The 16,588-nt window shown below is 52.3% G+C and carries 14 protein-coding genes; 4 read left to right on the top strand and 10 right to left on the bottom strand.

Annotation, left to right across the window (positions count from 1 at the left end; genetic code table 11):
* The 6 genes from ACETK5_RS21655 to ACETK5_RS21630 all read right to left on the bottom strand — a co-directional run bounded on the left by ACETK5_RS21655 (nucleotide 1) and on the right by ACETK5_RS21630 (nucleotide 6,862).
* Nucleotides 1-1,002: an ABC transporter ATP-binding protein gene (locus ACETK5_RS21655; RefSeq protein WP_326111619.1), complete on the bottom strand. Its 1,002-nt coding sequence runs from the start codon at nucleotides 1,000-1,002 to the stop codon at nucleotides 1-3.
* Nucleotides 986-2,008 carry an ABC transporter ATP-binding protein gene (locus ACETK5_RS21650; RefSeq protein ID WP_326111620.1) on the bottom strand — a complete coding sequence of 341 codons (1,023 nt, stop codon included), beginning with the start codon at nucleotides 2,006-2,008 and terminating at the stop codon, nucleotides 986-988. Before ACETK5_RS21650 ends, ACETK5_RS21655 begins: the two co-directional genes overlap by 17 nt.
* A gap of 22 nt (nucleotides 2,009-2,030) precedes the next feature.
* Nucleotides 2,031-2,936: an ABC transporter permease gene (locus ACETK5_RS21645; protein WP_326111621.1), complete on the bottom strand. Its 906-nt coding sequence runs from the start codon at nucleotides 2,934-2,936 to the stop codon at nucleotides 2,031-2,033.
* A 16-nt stretch (nucleotides 2,937-2,952) separates the two neighbouring features.
* A complete protein-coding gene (locus ACETK5_RS21640; protein WP_394057795.1) occupies nucleotides 2,953-3,903 on the bottom strand; it encodes an ABC transporter permease in 951 nt (316 codons plus the stop codon).
* 99 nt (nucleotides 3,904-4,002) lie between these two features.
* Nucleotides 4,003-5,601, bottom strand: coding sequence for an ABC transporter substrate-binding protein (locus ACETK5_RS21635; RefSeq protein ID WP_326111624.1), 1,599 nt, complete (start codon nucleotides 5,599-5,601; stop codon nucleotides 4,003-4,005).
* 310 nt (nucleotides 5,602-5,911) lie between these two features.
* Nucleotides 5,912-6,862 carry a phosphotransferase enzyme family protein gene (locus ACETK5_RS21630; RefSeq protein ID WP_326111625.1) on the bottom strand — a complete coding sequence of 317 codons (951 nt, stop codon included), beginning with the start codon at nucleotides 6,860-6,862 and terminating at the stop codon, nucleotides 5,912-5,914.
* 272 nt (nucleotides 6,863-7,134) lie between these two features.
* Here ACETK5_RS21630 and ACETK5_RS21625 point away from each other — a divergent pair, with 272 nt between their 5' ends.
* Nucleotides 7,135-7,758: a TetR/AcrR family transcriptional regulator gene (locus ACETK5_RS21625; protein ID WP_100539771.1), complete on the top strand. Its 624-nt coding sequence runs from the start codon at nucleotides 7,135-7,137 to the stop codon at nucleotides 7,756-7,758.
* 73 nt (nucleotides 7,759-7,831) lie between these two features.
* On the opposite strand, the gene ACETK5_RS21620 is transcribed toward ACETK5_RS21625, so the two are convergent.
* The 4 genes from ACETK5_RS21620 to ACETK5_RS21605 form a co-directional block, all read right to left on the bottom strand.
* Nucleotides 7,832-8,971: a toxic anion resistance protein gene (locus tag ACETK5_RS21620; protein WP_326111626.1), complete on the bottom strand. Its 1,140-nt coding sequence runs from the start codon at nucleotides 8,969-8,971 to the stop codon at nucleotides 7,832-7,834.
* Nucleotides 8,972-9,027: 56 nt separating this feature from the next.
* The gene (locus ACETK5_RS21615; RefSeq protein WP_326111628.1) at nucleotides 9,028-10,716 is read right to left on the bottom strand and encodes a vWA domain-containing protein; all 1,689 of its coding nucleotides are present in this window, start codon (nucleotides 10,714-10,716) and stop codon (nucleotides 9,028-9,030) included.
* A gap of 15 nt (nucleotides 10,717-10,731) precedes the next feature.
* Nucleotides 10,732-11,475: a hypothetical protein gene (locus tag ACETK5_RS21610; RefSeq protein ID WP_326111629.1), complete on the bottom strand. Its 744-nt coding sequence runs from the start codon at nucleotides 11,473-11,475 to the stop codon at nucleotides 10,732-10,734.
* Nucleotides 11,476-11,904: 429 nt separating this feature from the next.
* Nucleotides 11,905-12,747, bottom strand: coding sequence for a MurR/RpiR family transcriptional regulator (locus ACETK5_RS21605; RefSeq protein ID WP_100539767.1), 843 nt, complete (start codon nucleotides 12,745-12,747; stop codon nucleotides 11,905-11,907).
* A gap of 198 nt (nucleotides 12,748-12,945) precedes the next feature.
* Between ACETK5_RS21605 and ACETK5_RS21600 the strand changes: the two genes are divergently transcribed.
* From ACETK5_RS21600 to ACETK5_RS21590, 3 genes are read left to right on the top strand one after another with little or no spacing between them, the layout of a single operon-like run.
* Nucleotides 12,946-13,836, top strand: coding sequence for a cell division protein FtsQ (locus ACETK5_RS21600; protein WP_394057791.1), 891 nt, complete (start codon nucleotides 12,946-12,948; stop codon nucleotides 13,834-13,836).
* Complete coding sequence (locus ACETK5_RS21595) at nucleotides 13,829-15,787, top strand: ABC transporter ATP-binding protein (RefSeq protein WP_394057789.1); 1,959 nt, start codon at nucleotides 13,829-13,831, stop codon at nucleotides 15,785-15,787. The genes ACETK5_RS21600 and ACETK5_RS21595 overlap by 8 nt, the downstream gene beginning before the upstream one ends.
* Complete coding sequence (locus ACETK5_RS21590) at nucleotides 15,762-16,571, top strand: energy-coupling factor transporter transmembrane component T family protein (protein WP_394057787.1); 810 nt, start codon at nucleotides 15,762-15,764, stop codon at nucleotides 16,569-16,571. Before ACETK5_RS21595 ends, ACETK5_RS21590 begins: the two co-directional genes overlap by 26 nt.
* Nucleotides 16,572-16,588 lie beyond the last annotated feature (17 nt).

Below are 16,588 nucleotides of genomic sequence, written 5' to 3'. Positions count from 1 at the left end.
TCAGGATGAACGGCTCTCATCAACCAGATGACAAGCTACCTTTTGGCTCTGCCGAACTTCTCTTAAAGCCGGAACTTCTGCCTTGCATAGATCCGTTGCATAGGGACAGCGCGTATGAAAAACACAACCGCTTGGCGGCGATAAGGGGGACGGGATTTCCCCCCGCAACATGATCCGTTCCTTTAATCGGCTGCGGGTAAAGTCAGGTACCGCCGAGAACAGTGCCTTCGTATAGGGATGCAATGGCTCATGGAACAAATCGTCCGTCAAAGCCTCCTCCATTATTTTTCCGAGATACATAATCCCGATCCGATCGGAAATATAACGAACCACGCTGATATCATGCGTAATAAATAATAGCGTTAATTTCAATTCCCGCTGCAGGTGCTTGAGCATATTCAAAATTTGCGACTGAATGGAGACATCCAGTGCCGAGACCGGCTCGTCGCATACGATAATCTTCGGATTCATAATAAGCGCGCGCGCCAAGCCTAAACGCTGGCGTTGACCACCTGAGAATTCATGGGGAAAACGGAAATAATGCTCCGGCTGCAGGCCCACGGTTTTCAAGATGTGAAAGACTTTTTCCTGACGCTCTGCCTTGTCACCCATTTTATGAATAATCAGGGGTTCCTCCAGAATCCGGCCGATTCTCTTCCTCGGGTTAAGTGAGGAGAACGGATCTTGAAAAACAAGCTGTACGTCCCTGCGGAAGTTCCGCATTTCCTCCCTCGACATCGCAGCCAAATCCCGGTCCCGGTATAGAACCTGACCTTGGCTTGACGGGGTTAATCCTAAGATCGTACGCCCCGTGGTGGTTTTACCGGAACCGGATTCTCCAACAAGACCGTACGTTTCTCCCTCTCTTAATTGAAAGGAAACATCCGTTACGGCTTTCACATATCCCTTGGCGCCCCATAACTTACCGAAAGATCCGTACACCGGAAACTGCTTGTGAAGGGAGCTTACTTTTAAAATCGAATGTTCAGATGCTTGTTCCAACGGTTGTCTCCCTCCCTTCCTGCTCGGATATAGCCTCGTAATGCCAGCACTTCACTCGATGGTCTGTATGGGCCATTCGCATCGGCGGCTCCGAGGTACGGCATAACTCATCGGCATAGGGACATCGTGTAGAAAAGCCGCAGCCCTGAGGAATATCCGTGAGTGAGGGCACCGTTCCCTCAATGACATGAAGCGGATCCCTCCTGTCTCCTTCCAGCTTGGGGATCGATTGAATCAGTCCCTGCGTATAGGGATGCAGCGGCGTGTGAAACAAGCGCTCCGTAGGGGCTTCCTCCACGATTTGTCCTAAGTACATCACCTTCACACCCGTACAAATTTCCGATACGACACCCAGATCATGCGTTATGAACAGCACGCCCATGCCCATTTTGCGGTTCAAGTCTGCAATGAGCTCCAGAATCTGCGCTTGAATCGTTACGTCGAGCGCGGTTGTCGGTTCATCCGCTATCAAAAGGTCGGGCTCACAGGAAAGCGCCATGGCAATCATTGCACGCTGCTGCATTCCTCCCGACAGCTGATGGGGATATTCATCCACTCTCACTTCCGGAGATGGAATACCCGTCATCCGCAAAATCTCAATGGCTTGCTGACGGGCCTCTTTCTTGGACTTCTTCTGATGGAGGCGTATAGCTTCACCGATTTGATTGCCAATCGTATATACGGGACTTAGGGAGGTAAGCGGGTCCTGAAAAACCATGGAGATTTTGTCGCCCCGGACCGCCCGCAATTTAGAATGCGGGAGAGACAGCAGGTTCTGCCTCTCAAACAGAATCTCTCCCTCGTACTCGATCGCATCCGTATGGTCCAGCAGCCTCATGATCGATTGGGACATTACGCTTTTTCCGCTGCCGGATTCCCCGACAATGCCGATGATGTCGCCTTTATTCATGGAAAAACTGACTCCGTTGACGGCCGTCACTTTCCCCCGCTCGGTATGAAAATGGGTTTTTAGATTGTTCACTTCCAATAGAGGCTCGTTATTCATGAAAGTACCTCCAGCTTTATATTCATGACTTTCTCAACTTTTGCTTCACGCGGGGATCCAGCAAATCACGCAGCCCGTCGCCCAGCAAATTTAAGCTCAGGACAGACAGAACAAGCGTTGCTCCTGGAAATACAACCATCCACCATGCCTTGTAAATAACAAGCTTGCTCGCCTGCAGAATATTCCCCCAGCTGGCTTCAGGCGCAGGAATGCCCGCTCCGAGAAAGCTTAGCGCGGCCTCGGAAATAATGGCTTCGGCAAACACGAAGGTAGCCTGCACCAGTAGCGGAGATAGCGTATTGGGCACGATGTGCTGCCATATGATGCGCGTGGAGCTTGCCCCCTGGACATGCATCGCTTCGATGTAGGTTTGCTCGCGCACCACCAGCGCGGCCGAGCGAACGACCCGGGCGATATTCGGCGTGAACACGATAGTTAGCGCCGTGATGACATTGATGGCGGATGCGCCGAGTGCAGCCATCAAGGCAATAGCTAACAAGATGCCCGGAATCGCAATCAATCCGTCACAGATGCGCATGAGAATATGATCCAATGTTTTGTAGTACGTGGCATAGACGCCGATCACGAGCCCCAGAGCGGAGGACAGCAGCGCAACCGCCAGTCCTACGCTAATCGATACCCTGGCGCCGTAGAGAAGCCTGGTTAACAAATCCCGTCCGAATTCGTCGGTACCCAGCCAATGCTCGGCCCCTGGCGGCATTAAACGTTCCACAACCTTCATGTCATACGGACCGTAGTTGGTGAAGAGCGGTCCGATCAGCGCCAGAATCACCAATAAAATAAAAATGGTCGCTCCGATCAAAAGCCCATAGTTCGACCTCAGTCGGCGATATCCTAGTGCACGCTGCTCTTTTTTAAGCTTTTTACTGACTTGAGCGACGTATTCTTTTTCCTGAACAGTTGCCAATCCAATCACACCTCTTTTATTTGCGTTCCAAACGAACACGCGGATCAACCGCTCCATAAAGCAAGTCGATGATTAAGTTGATGGTGACGTACATAAGCGTAACGACAAGCACCACGCCTTGGATCACCGCGAAGTCCCTTCTGGCAATGGAATTCAAGATCAATTGACCCAATCCGGGAATATTGAATATCGCCTCCACGACCACGGCCCCTGTCACCAACGTGCCAAACGTTTGTCCAATGACGGTCAGAATGGGCAGAAACGCGCTCCGAAACGCATGTTTGAACAGCACCTTCATTTCATGCAAGCCTTTGGATCTGGCTGTCTTGATGAAATTCAAATTCAGCACTTCCAGCATGGACGAACGGGTCATCCGCGTAATCAGGGCTGCCTGTATGGTCCCGAGGGAAATGCCGGGAAGAATCAGATACTTCATATGTTCCCAGAGCCCGCTGCTCAGCGGTTCATATCCAGCCACTGGCAGCCACTGCAGCTTGACGCCAACAAACAGCATAAGGAACAATCCCAGCAAAAAACTTGGTAAAGCCATGCCCAGCAAGGATATCCCCATCAGCGTATAATCTGCGATGGACCCTCGCTTGTAAACAGCGATAATCCCGAAGGGAATCGCCAGTATAATTGCGATAACCTGTGCCAGAATGGCCAGCGATAGCGTGGGGGTTACATGCTCCGCAATCGCTTCGCTGACCGGCTGATTCATGAAGATCGAATCCCCAAGATCCCCCTTGAACACGTTGATTACCCAGCTCGTATATTGTTCGAGTATGGGGCGGTCCAATCCCAGGTCCTGATTCAGCTGCTGTATTTCCTCCTGTGACGCCTCCATGCCCAATATGGCCGCCGCCGGATCCCCTGGCGTAATGTGGATGATCAGAAAAATAGCGATGGTGACAACGGCCAGTACAGGAATCAACGACAAAAGTCTTTTCGTAATATAAGCCAGCACGGCAAACCCCTCATTTGTACATGGTCTATGAATCCAATTTCAAAAAAGGAAGGTGTTATCGAAGTTACTCCGGTAACTTGTAACACCCTCCATATACGCTTACTTCGCTACTTTGGCATTCCAAACCACCGGTGCTTCGAACAACTCGAAGCCTTCAAGCTTCTTCGTTGTGGCGACGACGCCATTATAATGGCCGATCACGGTGGAGGAAGCAAATTCGTACAGGAAGCCCTGCAGCTTCTCCCATTCCTGCTTGGCGGCTTCCGGCGTAGCTGCGCCGCGAATATCAATCAGTGCCTGCTTGACCGTTTCATTATCAAGACCGGCCCAATCCGGATTGACGGCCAGCAGCTGCGGCGGCGTAATCTGGTAACCCGTACTGGCAACAAATATGTCCCACTTGGAGCGGTCGTTCTTCGTTTCCAGGAATGTCGGGAAATCGAAGTTCTCCACTTTTACGTTCATGCCGATCTGACGAAGCTGCTCCTGAATGACCAATGTCGCGGTGTACATCTCATTGTAGTCCTTGGTCGTCAGCAGCGTGATTTCTTCGCCGTTATAACCGGCCTCTTGCAGCAGCTGCTTGGCCTTCTCCGGGTTGGACTGGTTGTAATACTCCGCTCCGGCATCGGTTGACCATTGGACCTGGTTCGTATTCAGGTAACCCGGTGCCAGGGAGTATAAATCCGGCTTGGCGAAGCTCGCCAACATGATCTCCTCATTATTAAACGCGGCGAGAATGGCCTGTCGAATCTTAACGTCCTTTAACAATCCTTCGCTGGTATTGAAAAATGCCGTCAGGGCACCGCCAGGGAACGAGAGCAAATTGATATTGTTGTCGGCGGCAAGCTCATCATAGCTTTCGATCGGAATGCTGTCCGCCACATCGTACTGTCCGGTCTTCACGCCAGCAATGCGTGTGGAGTGGTCGGTGACAAAATGAAAGTACAGATTCTGGGTAGGAGCTTCTTTTCGCCCGTCAAATCCGCTTGGCTCCGTATCCGCCACCTGATGATAATCTTCATTACGCACCAAGTGTATGTACTGATCCTGCTTCCATTCCTGGAATTTATAAGGTCCTGTACCGATGTACTCCTTGATTCCGTCAGCCGGCGCTGCGTCTACAATCTCTTTCGGCATGATGGAAGGGAACTGCGCTTGCGATGCAATAAGAATCAACACGTCGGATGTAGGCGCCTCTACAGTCAGCTTCACGGTATACGTATCGACGGCCTCAAATTTAGCATTCGTCAGCAGCACCTTCGCACGGGACGAAGTCACCAGCCAGCGGTTCATCGAGGCTACAACATCCTCGGACGTCATCTCTTTCCCGTTGTGAAACTTCACGCCTTGGCGAAGGGCGAACGTATACGTTAAACCATCCTCACTTCGTTCGACCGACTCTGCCAGAGCCGGTACGGGCTCATAGTTTGCATTCAGCGTGTAGAGCTGTTCGAAGATGTTGCCTGCCGTATCCAGCGCGACCGCCGATACCGTCAAGGCCGTATCCAACGTAGGCGGCTGTGCCGTAAGTGCAATGTTCAGCTCGTCTTTGTACTCTTGTTGTTCGGCTTGCTTCTCACTTCCTTTGTCTTCGGCTGCGCTCTCTGCCGCCTGGTCGGAACCATTGCCGCATGCCGCGATCAACATCATCAGCACGATTGACGATAAGAGTAAACCTAACTTTCTGGCTTTCATTGTAATCCCCCCATGTAGTAGACATATGCATATGAAATGTATGCATCATGCTCTGTCAAAAACTTGTGAAACGAACGCACCCCTAAAATCTAAGTTATCTGGTAGGTTTAATAAGTTATGCACATACTAATAGATTCGCTATTTGCTGTCAATGCAATAATTGATCGTGCTTGAATTAATTTCCTGTTTCGAGTAATTCATGATTTCATCCTTGGTTTAGGCGACCTTCTTCTTCGGCTGAATACGCTGCGGCAGACCCCTTCGTTAACTAAAAAAAGCCCTGGTTTCGACATGAACCAAGGCTTTCCGTTTATTCAATTGCTGGGAAACTTCGCAGAATCTTTTCCTTGCGTCCCCTCATATACCATTGCCCCCACGGATGGAGTTTATCGAGCTCCCCTCCACAGGCATGGAATAGCTTCATATAACGCCCCATTTCTCGCAGCTTCATGAAATACGGGATTTCTCGAAACCACTGTTCCTCCAGATGATGCTCCAGACGGTATCCCTCCAGAAACGGGGTCAGAAACGGACCCGGCTCCACATCCGCCCCTTCGGTTAAACCCGAGAAAAACGCGGCGACCGCAATATCATCAATGAACCATGAATATCGGCTGGCATCAAAATCAATCAAGCATAACGAATCCTCATAGACAAAAAAATTGCCGTAATGAAAATCCGCATGGATCAGTCCATAAGCGTCCACAGCAATCGGAAGCTCCGATATATAATGGAGCAATGCCTCATAACGACGGGTGATCCCTTTCTCGGTTAGCGGCAAATCGATATGCCGAACTTTCTCCGCCTCATCCGACCAATCAGGCCGTTTTGTAACGGGATCCAGATGGGTATACCCCTTGGTGATGCGATGCATGCAGCCCATGAATTGGCCCATTCGCCTGTATAAGCGCTCATCGGCATCGTTCTCTCCGACCGGACGCCCCTTGGCCTCCTCGTAACAAACTGCCGTATATTCACGGTCCTCCATCCGGATTCGCTCCGCAAGGTTTCCGGCCGCCGAATGGAGCGGCCTCGAAACGCAGACTCCCTTACTTCCGAGAAACTCGACCCACTGCACCTCGCCCTCAATTTTTACATACGGTTTGTGGGACTCATCCGTTATGCGCACATAAACGATCTTGGCACCAAGTTGATAAGAACGGATAAGGCTGTGTTCGGAAACATGCGTCTGTACCTTATCCTTCTCCAAGAGTCCGAACTTGCTTGCAGCGACGGCCATAAGTTCGTTCCGTTGTTCCAATTGCAGCGCCTCCCTTCAATACGGATGATCAAACGTTTCACTGATCATTGATTTCTGCATTGGATAGCCGGCTCCTGCATTTAACCACTATAATAAGGGAGGAAAACTACGGCTCTTCTCCTGTTTTTACGTTTACAACGGTTATCGATTTATAAGCGGTCCTTGTGCGGGCCGCTGTTTCCGCCGATGTATACACTTTTGTTGTCGTCAAAAGGGTGGGAGGATATAATACGGATAAAATAAAATCGTCATGTTTGAAAGAAGGCTCGATAATGAATCCCGAAACCCGAAATGCCCGAACGCAACTCATCATCGAAGCAGCAGAGTACGTATTTACACATAAAGGCATTGAAACAGCCACCATGCAGGATGTCGCCACCGAGGCCAACATGGGCATAGCCACCATTTTCCGGTTTTTTCCGCGTAAGGAGAAACTCGTCGTTGCCGTTGCTACGAAAAAGCTGGAGGCCGTTCTCGAAACCTTCCGTTCCATCGCGGAACGGCCGATTTCCTGCATGGAGAAGCTGGAGCTGCTGTTCGACCACTTCATTTCCCTGCTGGAGCAGCAGACGAGCTCGAACGTCAAGCTGCTTGAGAACTTCGAGAGTTATGCCGCCCAGTTCACGGAGCCTCTGGAGGACATCGAGCTGTTTAACGCCGTCTACCGGGACATATCCCAGGTATTCTCAACGATTGTGGAACAAGGCATTGAAGACGGATCGGTTCAAGCCGATCTTCCGATTTCCGAGACGCTGACCACCATCGTGAATACATTCGGCATTTTTGCCAGAAAGCTGTCCCTCCAGAAAAACATCCTAGTGGTCGAGCCGGACCTCGCGCCGGAGAAGCAGCTGGCGATTCTCAAGCACATTCTGCTCAACTATTTGCGAGCCTAGGCTCGGACTAAGTAAAAAGAGTGCGCAGCATCACGACTGCACACTCTTTTTTTGATGATATCCCTGGCTTCCCCTATAAGCCCAGCTTCTGCCCCCGCTCCAAGCGCTGGATCTGCTGCTCACCCGTGACCGCCAGCTCACTGAACTGATGGATCGTCTCACGCATCCGCGGGAGAGCCTCCTGCTTGTATGTGCTGATGGAATCGAGCGCCGACAGCACATCCGTGAACGCTTGCTTCAAGGTATCGACGGAGATGCTCGTTTCCAGCGACTGCTTGTGGATCGCCGCACCTTGTTCCTTCAGCATTTTGGAGGTAGCGCTGATCAGGTTGTTCGTGGTTTCGTTCAGCAGCTCGATTTTCTTCAGGACAATCTTCTGGTTGTACAGGGCACTAGCCACCGTGACCGAGATTTTCAGCGCCGTTACCGTTACGTTTCTCGCTCGATCCACGCCGCGAATTAATTCTTTGTTGTTCCGAATGACCACTTCAATGGCCATGATTCCCTGCTGGTTCACGACCAGCATCTGCTGCAGGTCCATCACGCGCTGGCGCAGCGGAAACAGCACCTCCTCGGTGATAAACCGGATTTTATCCTCCGACTCCTGCCGTATTTTAGCCGCCTCGACCTGAGACTCGATCTCTGCGTCCATGAGCATGCCCAGCTGAATTTCCTTTTGCAGCTTTTTGGTGAGCTCGCGGAGGGTTTGCTGTTCAATCTCCAGCGTGGTGTTGTCGTTCTTTAATACGGTTTTTCCTTTATCCAGGGAAATAATGATATCCGAAATGACGGCATCAGCCTTTTGAAACTTGGCAAAATATCGGCGCAGCGGGTTAAACACCATGCCCAGCAGCCCACTCTTTGCAAAATCTACGACGCTTGGGTCCAGATCCTTCAGCTGCAGCTGCAGCTCCGTTAACCCTTTAGCCACTTGACCGCCTTCGTCCCCGGTTTTCGATAATCTCCCCACCTGAACCTGCAGGAGCGCATTCTTCTCCGAGGAGGATCTCATCGAGCTGATCCCAAAGCTTTCAATGGATTGCAGCACTTGTCTTCGCTTCTCGAGCGATTCGATATCCAGCTCCATGATGGCCTGCACATTGTTAGCCGCCAGCTCCTTCAACTGCGTGACTTCTTCCGGCTCAGGCTTCACCTGCTCTTCAATCGCCGTCTTAATCTCTTCGGGACGAATGACTTCCATCGTAAATGACAATATAACCCCTCCTCCAAATTTCTGTGTTAACCAGATTCACATCGTATGAAAAATTGCTACATCTGCACATTCAGCAGCTGGCCGATTTTGTAGACGACATCGTCGGTATCCGCGTTGATGCTCGCAGCTTCATTGATGCTGGAAATGCTCTGGAGCGCCTGGATGTCGGCATTATAGCCAATCGTGTATACCGGGATTTTGTAGGCTTGGATCAGTTCTCGAATATCGTCGAGGGAATGCCCGACGTTCGTCTCTCCGTCACTCAGCACAAAAATCAGGGGCTTCACGTCCGGATTCGCCGCCATCTCGTCCTGGAGCATCTTCATCGCCACCACGATGCCGTCAAAGGTCGCAGTATTCCCGCTGGCCTCAAGGTTGTTGATCGCTCCGACAAACATCGACTGCTGATTCAAATCGTACTTGCCGATCGGAAGGTTGATCGTAACGTCCGTGGAATACGATACGAAGCCGATGCTGTTGTCCCGGCCCAAATATTTCTGTCCCGTTAACAGCGATTCCTTGAGACGGTTTAACGGCTCGCCATCCATGCTTCCCGACACGTCCGCTACAAACACAGCCGCAACCGGCTTGTTGCCGTCTTTTTTCTCTTTCCACAGCTTCTGGGCGGACGGCAGCAGGCTGCTGTCGACGACCTCAAGCTCGGATTGGTAATCATTTAGACCGTTGAAGCCCTTTTTATCGGCTAATTGCTGATATTTATCCTGCTCTACAAAATCTGCAAATTTCTTGATGACGTCGAGCTTCTCCTTCGGCAATTTCCCGAGCGCATATAAGGGACTGTCGTGCCTTACGCCAAACGGGGTAAAGACGTAACCGCTCTTCATATCCGCCGCGTTGACATAGGTCTGATACTCCAGGACAAAAGCATCCAGCATGCCAGACTTCGCCGCATCGCGCATCTGGATCGTGGTCGAAGCCGTGAAAGGGACGTTCGCCTGGAATTTCTCGAAGCCCTGCACCGCTTTTTCGCTAAGCAGATCGGAGCTGTCAAACGTTTCAAGGGCCGTGATCAGAAAGTTAAGCCCCGTCGAGCTGGCAAAAGGATCCGTGTAACCCATCGCCAATTCATTATTCGCAATCGCATCCGTCAGCGTTTTGACGTTCAAGGAGCCGTACTTCTCCACCAGCTCGTCGTATTTGGCCTTTCGGGTGACGACGCCGGTGACGTTCCCCGTCAGGCGCTTGGATACGAGCTCGGCTTTGACGCCGTATTCCTTGACCATCTCCCCCCACAGCTCATTGGAAGGCGTAAAAGCGTCCGGCACGTACTTCCCGGATGTTATGTAATCGGTTGCGGTTCCCGAAGCGATATTACGGATCTTCACAGATACCGGCTTGCCGTTCACCATCGGCTTGGAGCTGTTGAATTCCTCTGCCACTTCGTTCAGCCATCCGTCAATGCCCGGTCCCGCCTTCTCTGGCGAGGAGAAGATCTCCACGTACAAGTCCGTCGTATTCTCGACCGAGATCGGAAACTTGGATATATCGGGCAGGGAGTCGGCTACGGCCACCGGGTCCAGATCGACTTGGCCTTTTATGGGGTCGGCGGTCGTGACCACGATATCCTTGTAGATTTTGTTGATTTTCTTAGCCGCGCCTTCAGAATCGACCTCGGCTTGGCTTTTGCCCAGATTGGAGGTTAACGTGATCCCCGCATACACTAGAACAAACACGACCACTGCAATGGCCACGAATACGACAAAGGCACTACCCTTGCTTCGCATAATCATCTCCCTCTCTTATTGCTTGTATAATTTGGTTTGCTTGATTAACGCATCGATTTCCTTCATGCACGGCATCTCCTCCACATCCCGGTAATCGGTGCTGCCGAGCAAAGAAATCTCCAGCAGCAGCTTATCAAGCTTGAGCATGATTTCCTCATTCGCTTCCAAATAACCGGTCACGTAAGCCAAGTACTCTTGGTATAACGCCGTTTTTTTCTGCGCCACCTTGCTGGACAGCTGGGATGCCTTCGGCTGATCGGCCATACGGGCGAAATCGGATGCGGCGAAGACGCCAAGCTTGTTCAGAATCCCTCGGATATTGAGATAGAACAGCTTCTCAACTTCATCGATGACCCCCATGAATTTCTTGTAACTGAGTTCCGTTTGCTCAAAACGCTGACTTAGAACGCCCAGCAGCGCATTCCTCTTTTTCTCGATTCGCTCCAATTGGTCCAGGGCAAGGGCGATATCATGCTTCAGCACTTTCACATTGCGATAATGATGAAGCGCGTCTATGTAATCCTCACGGGTCTGAATCGTTTGGATCGGTTTTGCAGCCGGAGACTTGAACAACAAAACATAACTGCCATAAAAGAGTGCAAGAACACTGACAACCCATACGGTGATGACCAGTGCAGACTGGAAGGCGTTATCGCCGCCGACTTGGAAGCCGAGCAGCCCGGGCGAAACCAGGGCAATATTCACGATCGCGATAACCACCATAAGCAGGAGCAGCTTCACGGATTTCGAGCCATTCAAGAAATAACACCTCCCCTGCTCCTATAGAGCGATGACTGATTCGACCTATCTTATAAAACATCCGTAAAAACATAGGCAATTGAAGGATATAACACATACTACGTCTCAATTCGAAGTTAGATGCATTTTCCTCTCCAGGCAGCCCTGCCGATATGCCATCCATTCATTTCTTTATCGGATTTTCACATGGATAACATGATGCGGGCATGACCGTCCCGTGTCTAAGAAAGCCATGGCGAATACGCAGAGAACTGCAGCGAAACAGAGGGACCAAGCCGAAGCGAGCAAGTTCATAGAGGTGAGGTAACTATATCAAAATTACATAAATAATCCAATGGTTCTGCGACAAAAGGCACAAAAAAAGTCCTTCAGGGCGTGCCTGAACGACTTCTATTATGGATGGGCTGCCAGCGGGGACGATAATCGCCTTCAAGCTTTGCCTCTTGGCAGCTTATCCGCATATCGGGTCCGCAGCTCGCCCAAGTAATCCAGCTTGCCGAGCACCTTCTCTTTATTCAGCATGCCGATGCTCAGGATGAGCTGCTCGATCATCAGCAAGGGCGTCACCATGGAATGAAACTCGCCCATATCCCCCCGACTGACAAAAAAGGAGCTCTGCGCCGGCGTTCCATACCGGAAGTCCTCCCGGTCCGTGATCATGATCGCCGCATTTCCGACGCGGCTTACGCAGTCCAGGATGACCTCCGTTTCCGGGAGCATCCGGGTGAAGCTGAAGATCAGCACGACATCTTCTCGCTCCACATGTGCGAGCGATTCCAGCAGTTCATGACCGCTGCCGGCCATGATCCGCACCGACATGCCGAATCGGGTTAAACGGTACGAAAGCAGCTCGCCCAGTGACAGGGATGGACCTGGGGCATAAATATACATGCGTCTTGCCGAGGCCATTAGACGGGCTGCCTCCTCCAGCTCGTCCGGGCGGTTCTTCTCCATCGTGTCTTGCAGATGATGCTTCGCCTGCTCCAGCATTTTCGCGGGCAGACTGGACGCGTCCAGGCGGGATATCGTTTTTTCCAGCTTTACGGCAGGCGTCGTATCCGAGGATTCCCGCAGCTTCAGCTTGAACGCCTTGGCATTGTCGTGCCCGACGGCGCGCCAAAACCGGGAAACGGTCGCAATGCTGGTGCCAAGCCTGTCGGCGATTTCCTGCTCGGTCATGAACAGCATCTCCTCGGGATAACGTTCGATAAAATCGGCGATTTTGAGCTGGCTCGGCGACAGCCCGGATTTATCGGGAAACCAATTTTTCAATGATGCTGCACTCCTTCTGCAATGAAATCATCGTGATTGGGCATGAGTTCATCATATGTCATGATTGTTATGTAAATTTTATTTCATGGTTATATTTGTGTAAAAAATATTACAATGCGTTGACATAGTACTCCGTTCATTTTAATAATCGCCTCCTATACTGATAGCAAATCCCATTCCCAAGGAGGCTTCTCTCTAATGGCAAGCAATTCACGGGTCTATACCCTGACCTCTTCGCAGAAAATGATGATTTTCGTGCTGTCCATGTCGCTGTACGGCCTGTCCAACATGTTCACCGAGCTCATTCCCGCGTTTCGCCTGGGTCCGATCGAGCTTTCGGTCGAATACTTCGCGTTCATTCCCCTAACCCTCTGCATGCTGTTTCATCCGTTTTATGCTGCAGTGGGGGCTGCGCTCGGCGAAGTCATCTTCGGTGAACTGATGCTCGGGCAATTCGGCGGTCTCGGAGAGCTGGAGAAGTTTCTTACCTTCTCCTTCGCCATGTACGTCGCCGGCCGCTTGGTCAAAAATCCCCTCAGCCGCGCTCAGGTAGGCATCGCCGCCATGTCGGGCGTCATCATCCACCAACTGTGCAGCTCTCTGGTGGATATTGGCAAGGTTTGGATCGGCGTCGAGGAATTCGAAGCCGTGCCTGGGCTTGCACAAAGCGTGGTCCTTGTCGAAGGCATCGGTTTCCTGAACGATGTGCTGTTCTCCGGCATCCTGTTCGCTCTTCTGCCTACATTATATCTGGTTCCAAGGTTGTATGGAAAAATCGAGCCGCTGCTCGGCATCAAACCCCGCCAGAAGCTTACCCAATACGAAGCCGCCGGCATCGTCTCGCCCAAGCTGATCCTGGCTGGAATCGTTTTGGCACTGATTGCCTTCGGGGCGGAATCCCTTTCGGAAACGGACTGGAACTTCGGGGAGTGGGACAGCGGATTTGCAGAACGGTTCGGCATCGGCGCGATCTGGATCAGCATTGCTGCAGCCGCCATCGTGGCCGTTGCAGTACTGGCTTTCATGCGGGCCAGAAGAAACCGCGGCCTTCAGGAAGAGAAAATGCCGGAGAATCCGCCTTATGCCTAAACCGTTCGTTCATGACCACCCGGCCATCCGAATCGCAGACGTCACCTTTGCCTATCCCGGTTCGGAGCAGCCTGTGCTGAAGGAAGCTTCCCTGCACATTCGCCGCGGCAGCTTTACGGCGATCATCGGAGGAAACGGCTGCGGCAAATCCACGCTCTGCAAGCTGTTCAACGGATTGATTCCCCACTATTATTCAGGCGATTTCACGGGTACCGTCGAAATCTGCGGGGTTTCCGCCGAGAATCGGACGGTCTCCGAGCTATCGCGCATGGTGGGGTATGTCTATCAGGATTTTGATAACCAGCTTGTCCGCCCCACCGTCATGGATGAAGCCCATTTCGCTCCGCTCAATTACGGACTCCCGGACTACCGGGCCATGGGCGCCAGGGCACTCGATATGTGCGGATTAACCCATCTGAAGGACCGATATATATGGGAGCTGAGCGGGGGGCAAAAGCATCTGCTCGCTTTGGCGGGCGCCCTCTCGCTGGAACCGGACATTCTCGTGGTGGATGAGCCGGTATCCCAGCTCGATCCCCAGCACGCCAGGCAAGTGTATGATGTGCTGCGCCAATTGAATCAGGTCCATGGAAAAACCGTTATCGTGATTGAGCATCATGCGGAGTTTATTGCCGGCTACTGCGAGGAAGTGTGCCTGATGGAGCAGGGGAAGGTGCTGTGGCAGCGCCCGGTCATCGAAGCGCTGAACAGTCTTGAAGATCTGGAGCGGCTTGGCATCCAGCCGCCCCAGGTGACCAAAGCAGCGGTACAGCTGTCTGCGATTCTGCTGAATGGCGGCATGGCCCCCGGCCATCCGCAGGATGGACACTCGATAACGGTCGGCTCCGACTCTTATTCTATGGGGTTGTCCGGATATCAGCTGAAGCAGCCTTACCCTATTACGGCCGAAGAAGCAGAAGTCTATTTTGCAGAGCTTCTGCACAGCCTCGCGGATAGCCCAGCGCTGCTTGATCATCCACCAACCGACGCTAGAGCAGACGATGCTTCCCCCGCTGACACCACCGTGAAAAACCCGGATTCCGACCAGCGCCGCATCCTGCAGGGCGATGAATCAGAACGGCAAGGAAAGCATAGTGCACTGGTGGAGTTCCACCATGCCGTACTTCGCTACCGAACGATTCATAAAACGGAGCATGAGGTTCTTCGAGGCATTGATCTTTGCCTGCATGAAGGCGAACGCATCGCGCTTGTTGGCAACAACGGCGCGGGCAAATCGTCGCTTCTGAAGCTGATTGCCGGCATCGCCAAGCCTTCCGGCGGCTCTGTCTCAATCATGGGCCGGAAAACAAAGGATATATCGATGGAGCAAATATCCGCTCACGTGGCTTACGTCTTCCAGAATCCCGAGAATATGTTCATTGAAGACAATGTATATCAAGAAGTCGCGTACGGCTTGAAGAGCCGCCGTCACCCGGAAGCTGAGGATAGGGTTCAGCGCATGCTGACCCATTTCCGGCTTCAGCCTCTCCAGGAACGGGATGCCCGCCTCCTCAGCGGCGGTCAGCAGCGCCGCGTATCCCTGGCCATAGGGGCCGCTATGATGCCCCGGCTGATTCTGCTGGATGAGCCGACGGCCAATCTGGACATGTCCACTCGCGAAGAGCTTCTGGATACGCTGCAGGAACTGGAGGACCATGTCCGTACCGTTGTCATCGCCACCCATGATATGCAGCTGGTTCACGAATGGGCGACCAGAGTGATCGTCTTAAATCAAGGCGTTGTGGCCGGCGACGGCACCGTCTCCGAGATTTTCGCCGATTCGGAGCTTATTTCCCGGGCGGGGCTCGCACCGACCCAGATGATGGATTTATCTATAAGGCTGGGCGTCATGCCCCCGACCAGCTCGCCGGACGAGTTTGCCCGGCATATGTACGGCATTCTGAGCGGAAAGGAGATTCACCGTCATGCAGGTAGTCCGCAACTGGTTTAACAAGATTTCGATTGAACGGATTCAGCTCGAGTTGATGAATACCGCCTACGGGAGCGGCCATGCCGCCCTTTCCCGGCTCGATCCCCGATGCATGCTGATCTGGTACCTGTTCTTTGCCATAGCGCCCTGGTTTATTTCCAGCATGACCGTGCTGGCCGGATTGTTTCTCATGATGGTGGTCACCACCATTCTGTCCCGGGTTACGCCGTTTATTATCGTCGTACTATGCCTGGGCCTGATCGGCCAGGTCGGCTGGCTGTTTGTGGTGTCCCTCTTTTTCGGCGGGGACGTCAGCTCGGCGCTTCCGCTGCTGAAACTCACCTTGAAGCTCTCGGTTGTATCGCTTGCAAGCATTACGGTGTTCTCCGGCATGGATCCCGAGAAAATCAGCGACGGCCTGCTTGCGCTCGGCATGCCTGCCGCCTTCTCGTTCAGCTTGTCGTACGGCTATCGGATTCTCCCCGTATTGTTCGAAGAATTTCGCCATGTGCTGCTTTCTTACCGGCTTCGGGAAAAAGCGCCGGAACATCCCGGTTTTCTCTACTGGCGGCTCGCGGCCTATTACATGAAGCTGCTGATGCTATCCTTTTTTCCTTTGATGCTGGCCACCGCCAAACGTTCCCGCACGACGGTAGAAGCGCTGGAGACCCGCGGGTTCTCCTACGGCATGAAGAATCCGGCTGCCAAGAAGCTGAAGCTATCCCACCTGACCCTGTCGGCGAGGGATGTGGTGTTCCTGACCGGAACGGCAGCGTATACCGCATTGTTGTTCTGGTTCGGCTGATCTTAAACTACTGACTT

The sequence above is a fragment of the Paenibacillus ilasis genome (assembly GCF_043195395.1).
Taxonomy (GTDB): Bacteria; Bacillota; Bacilli; order Paenibacillales; family Paenibacillaceae; genus Paenibacillus_AQ; species Paenibacillus_AQ lautus.
The sequence above is the reverse complement of the archived record's forward strand: the minus strand, read 5'-3'. Positions and strand labels throughout refer to the sequence as shown.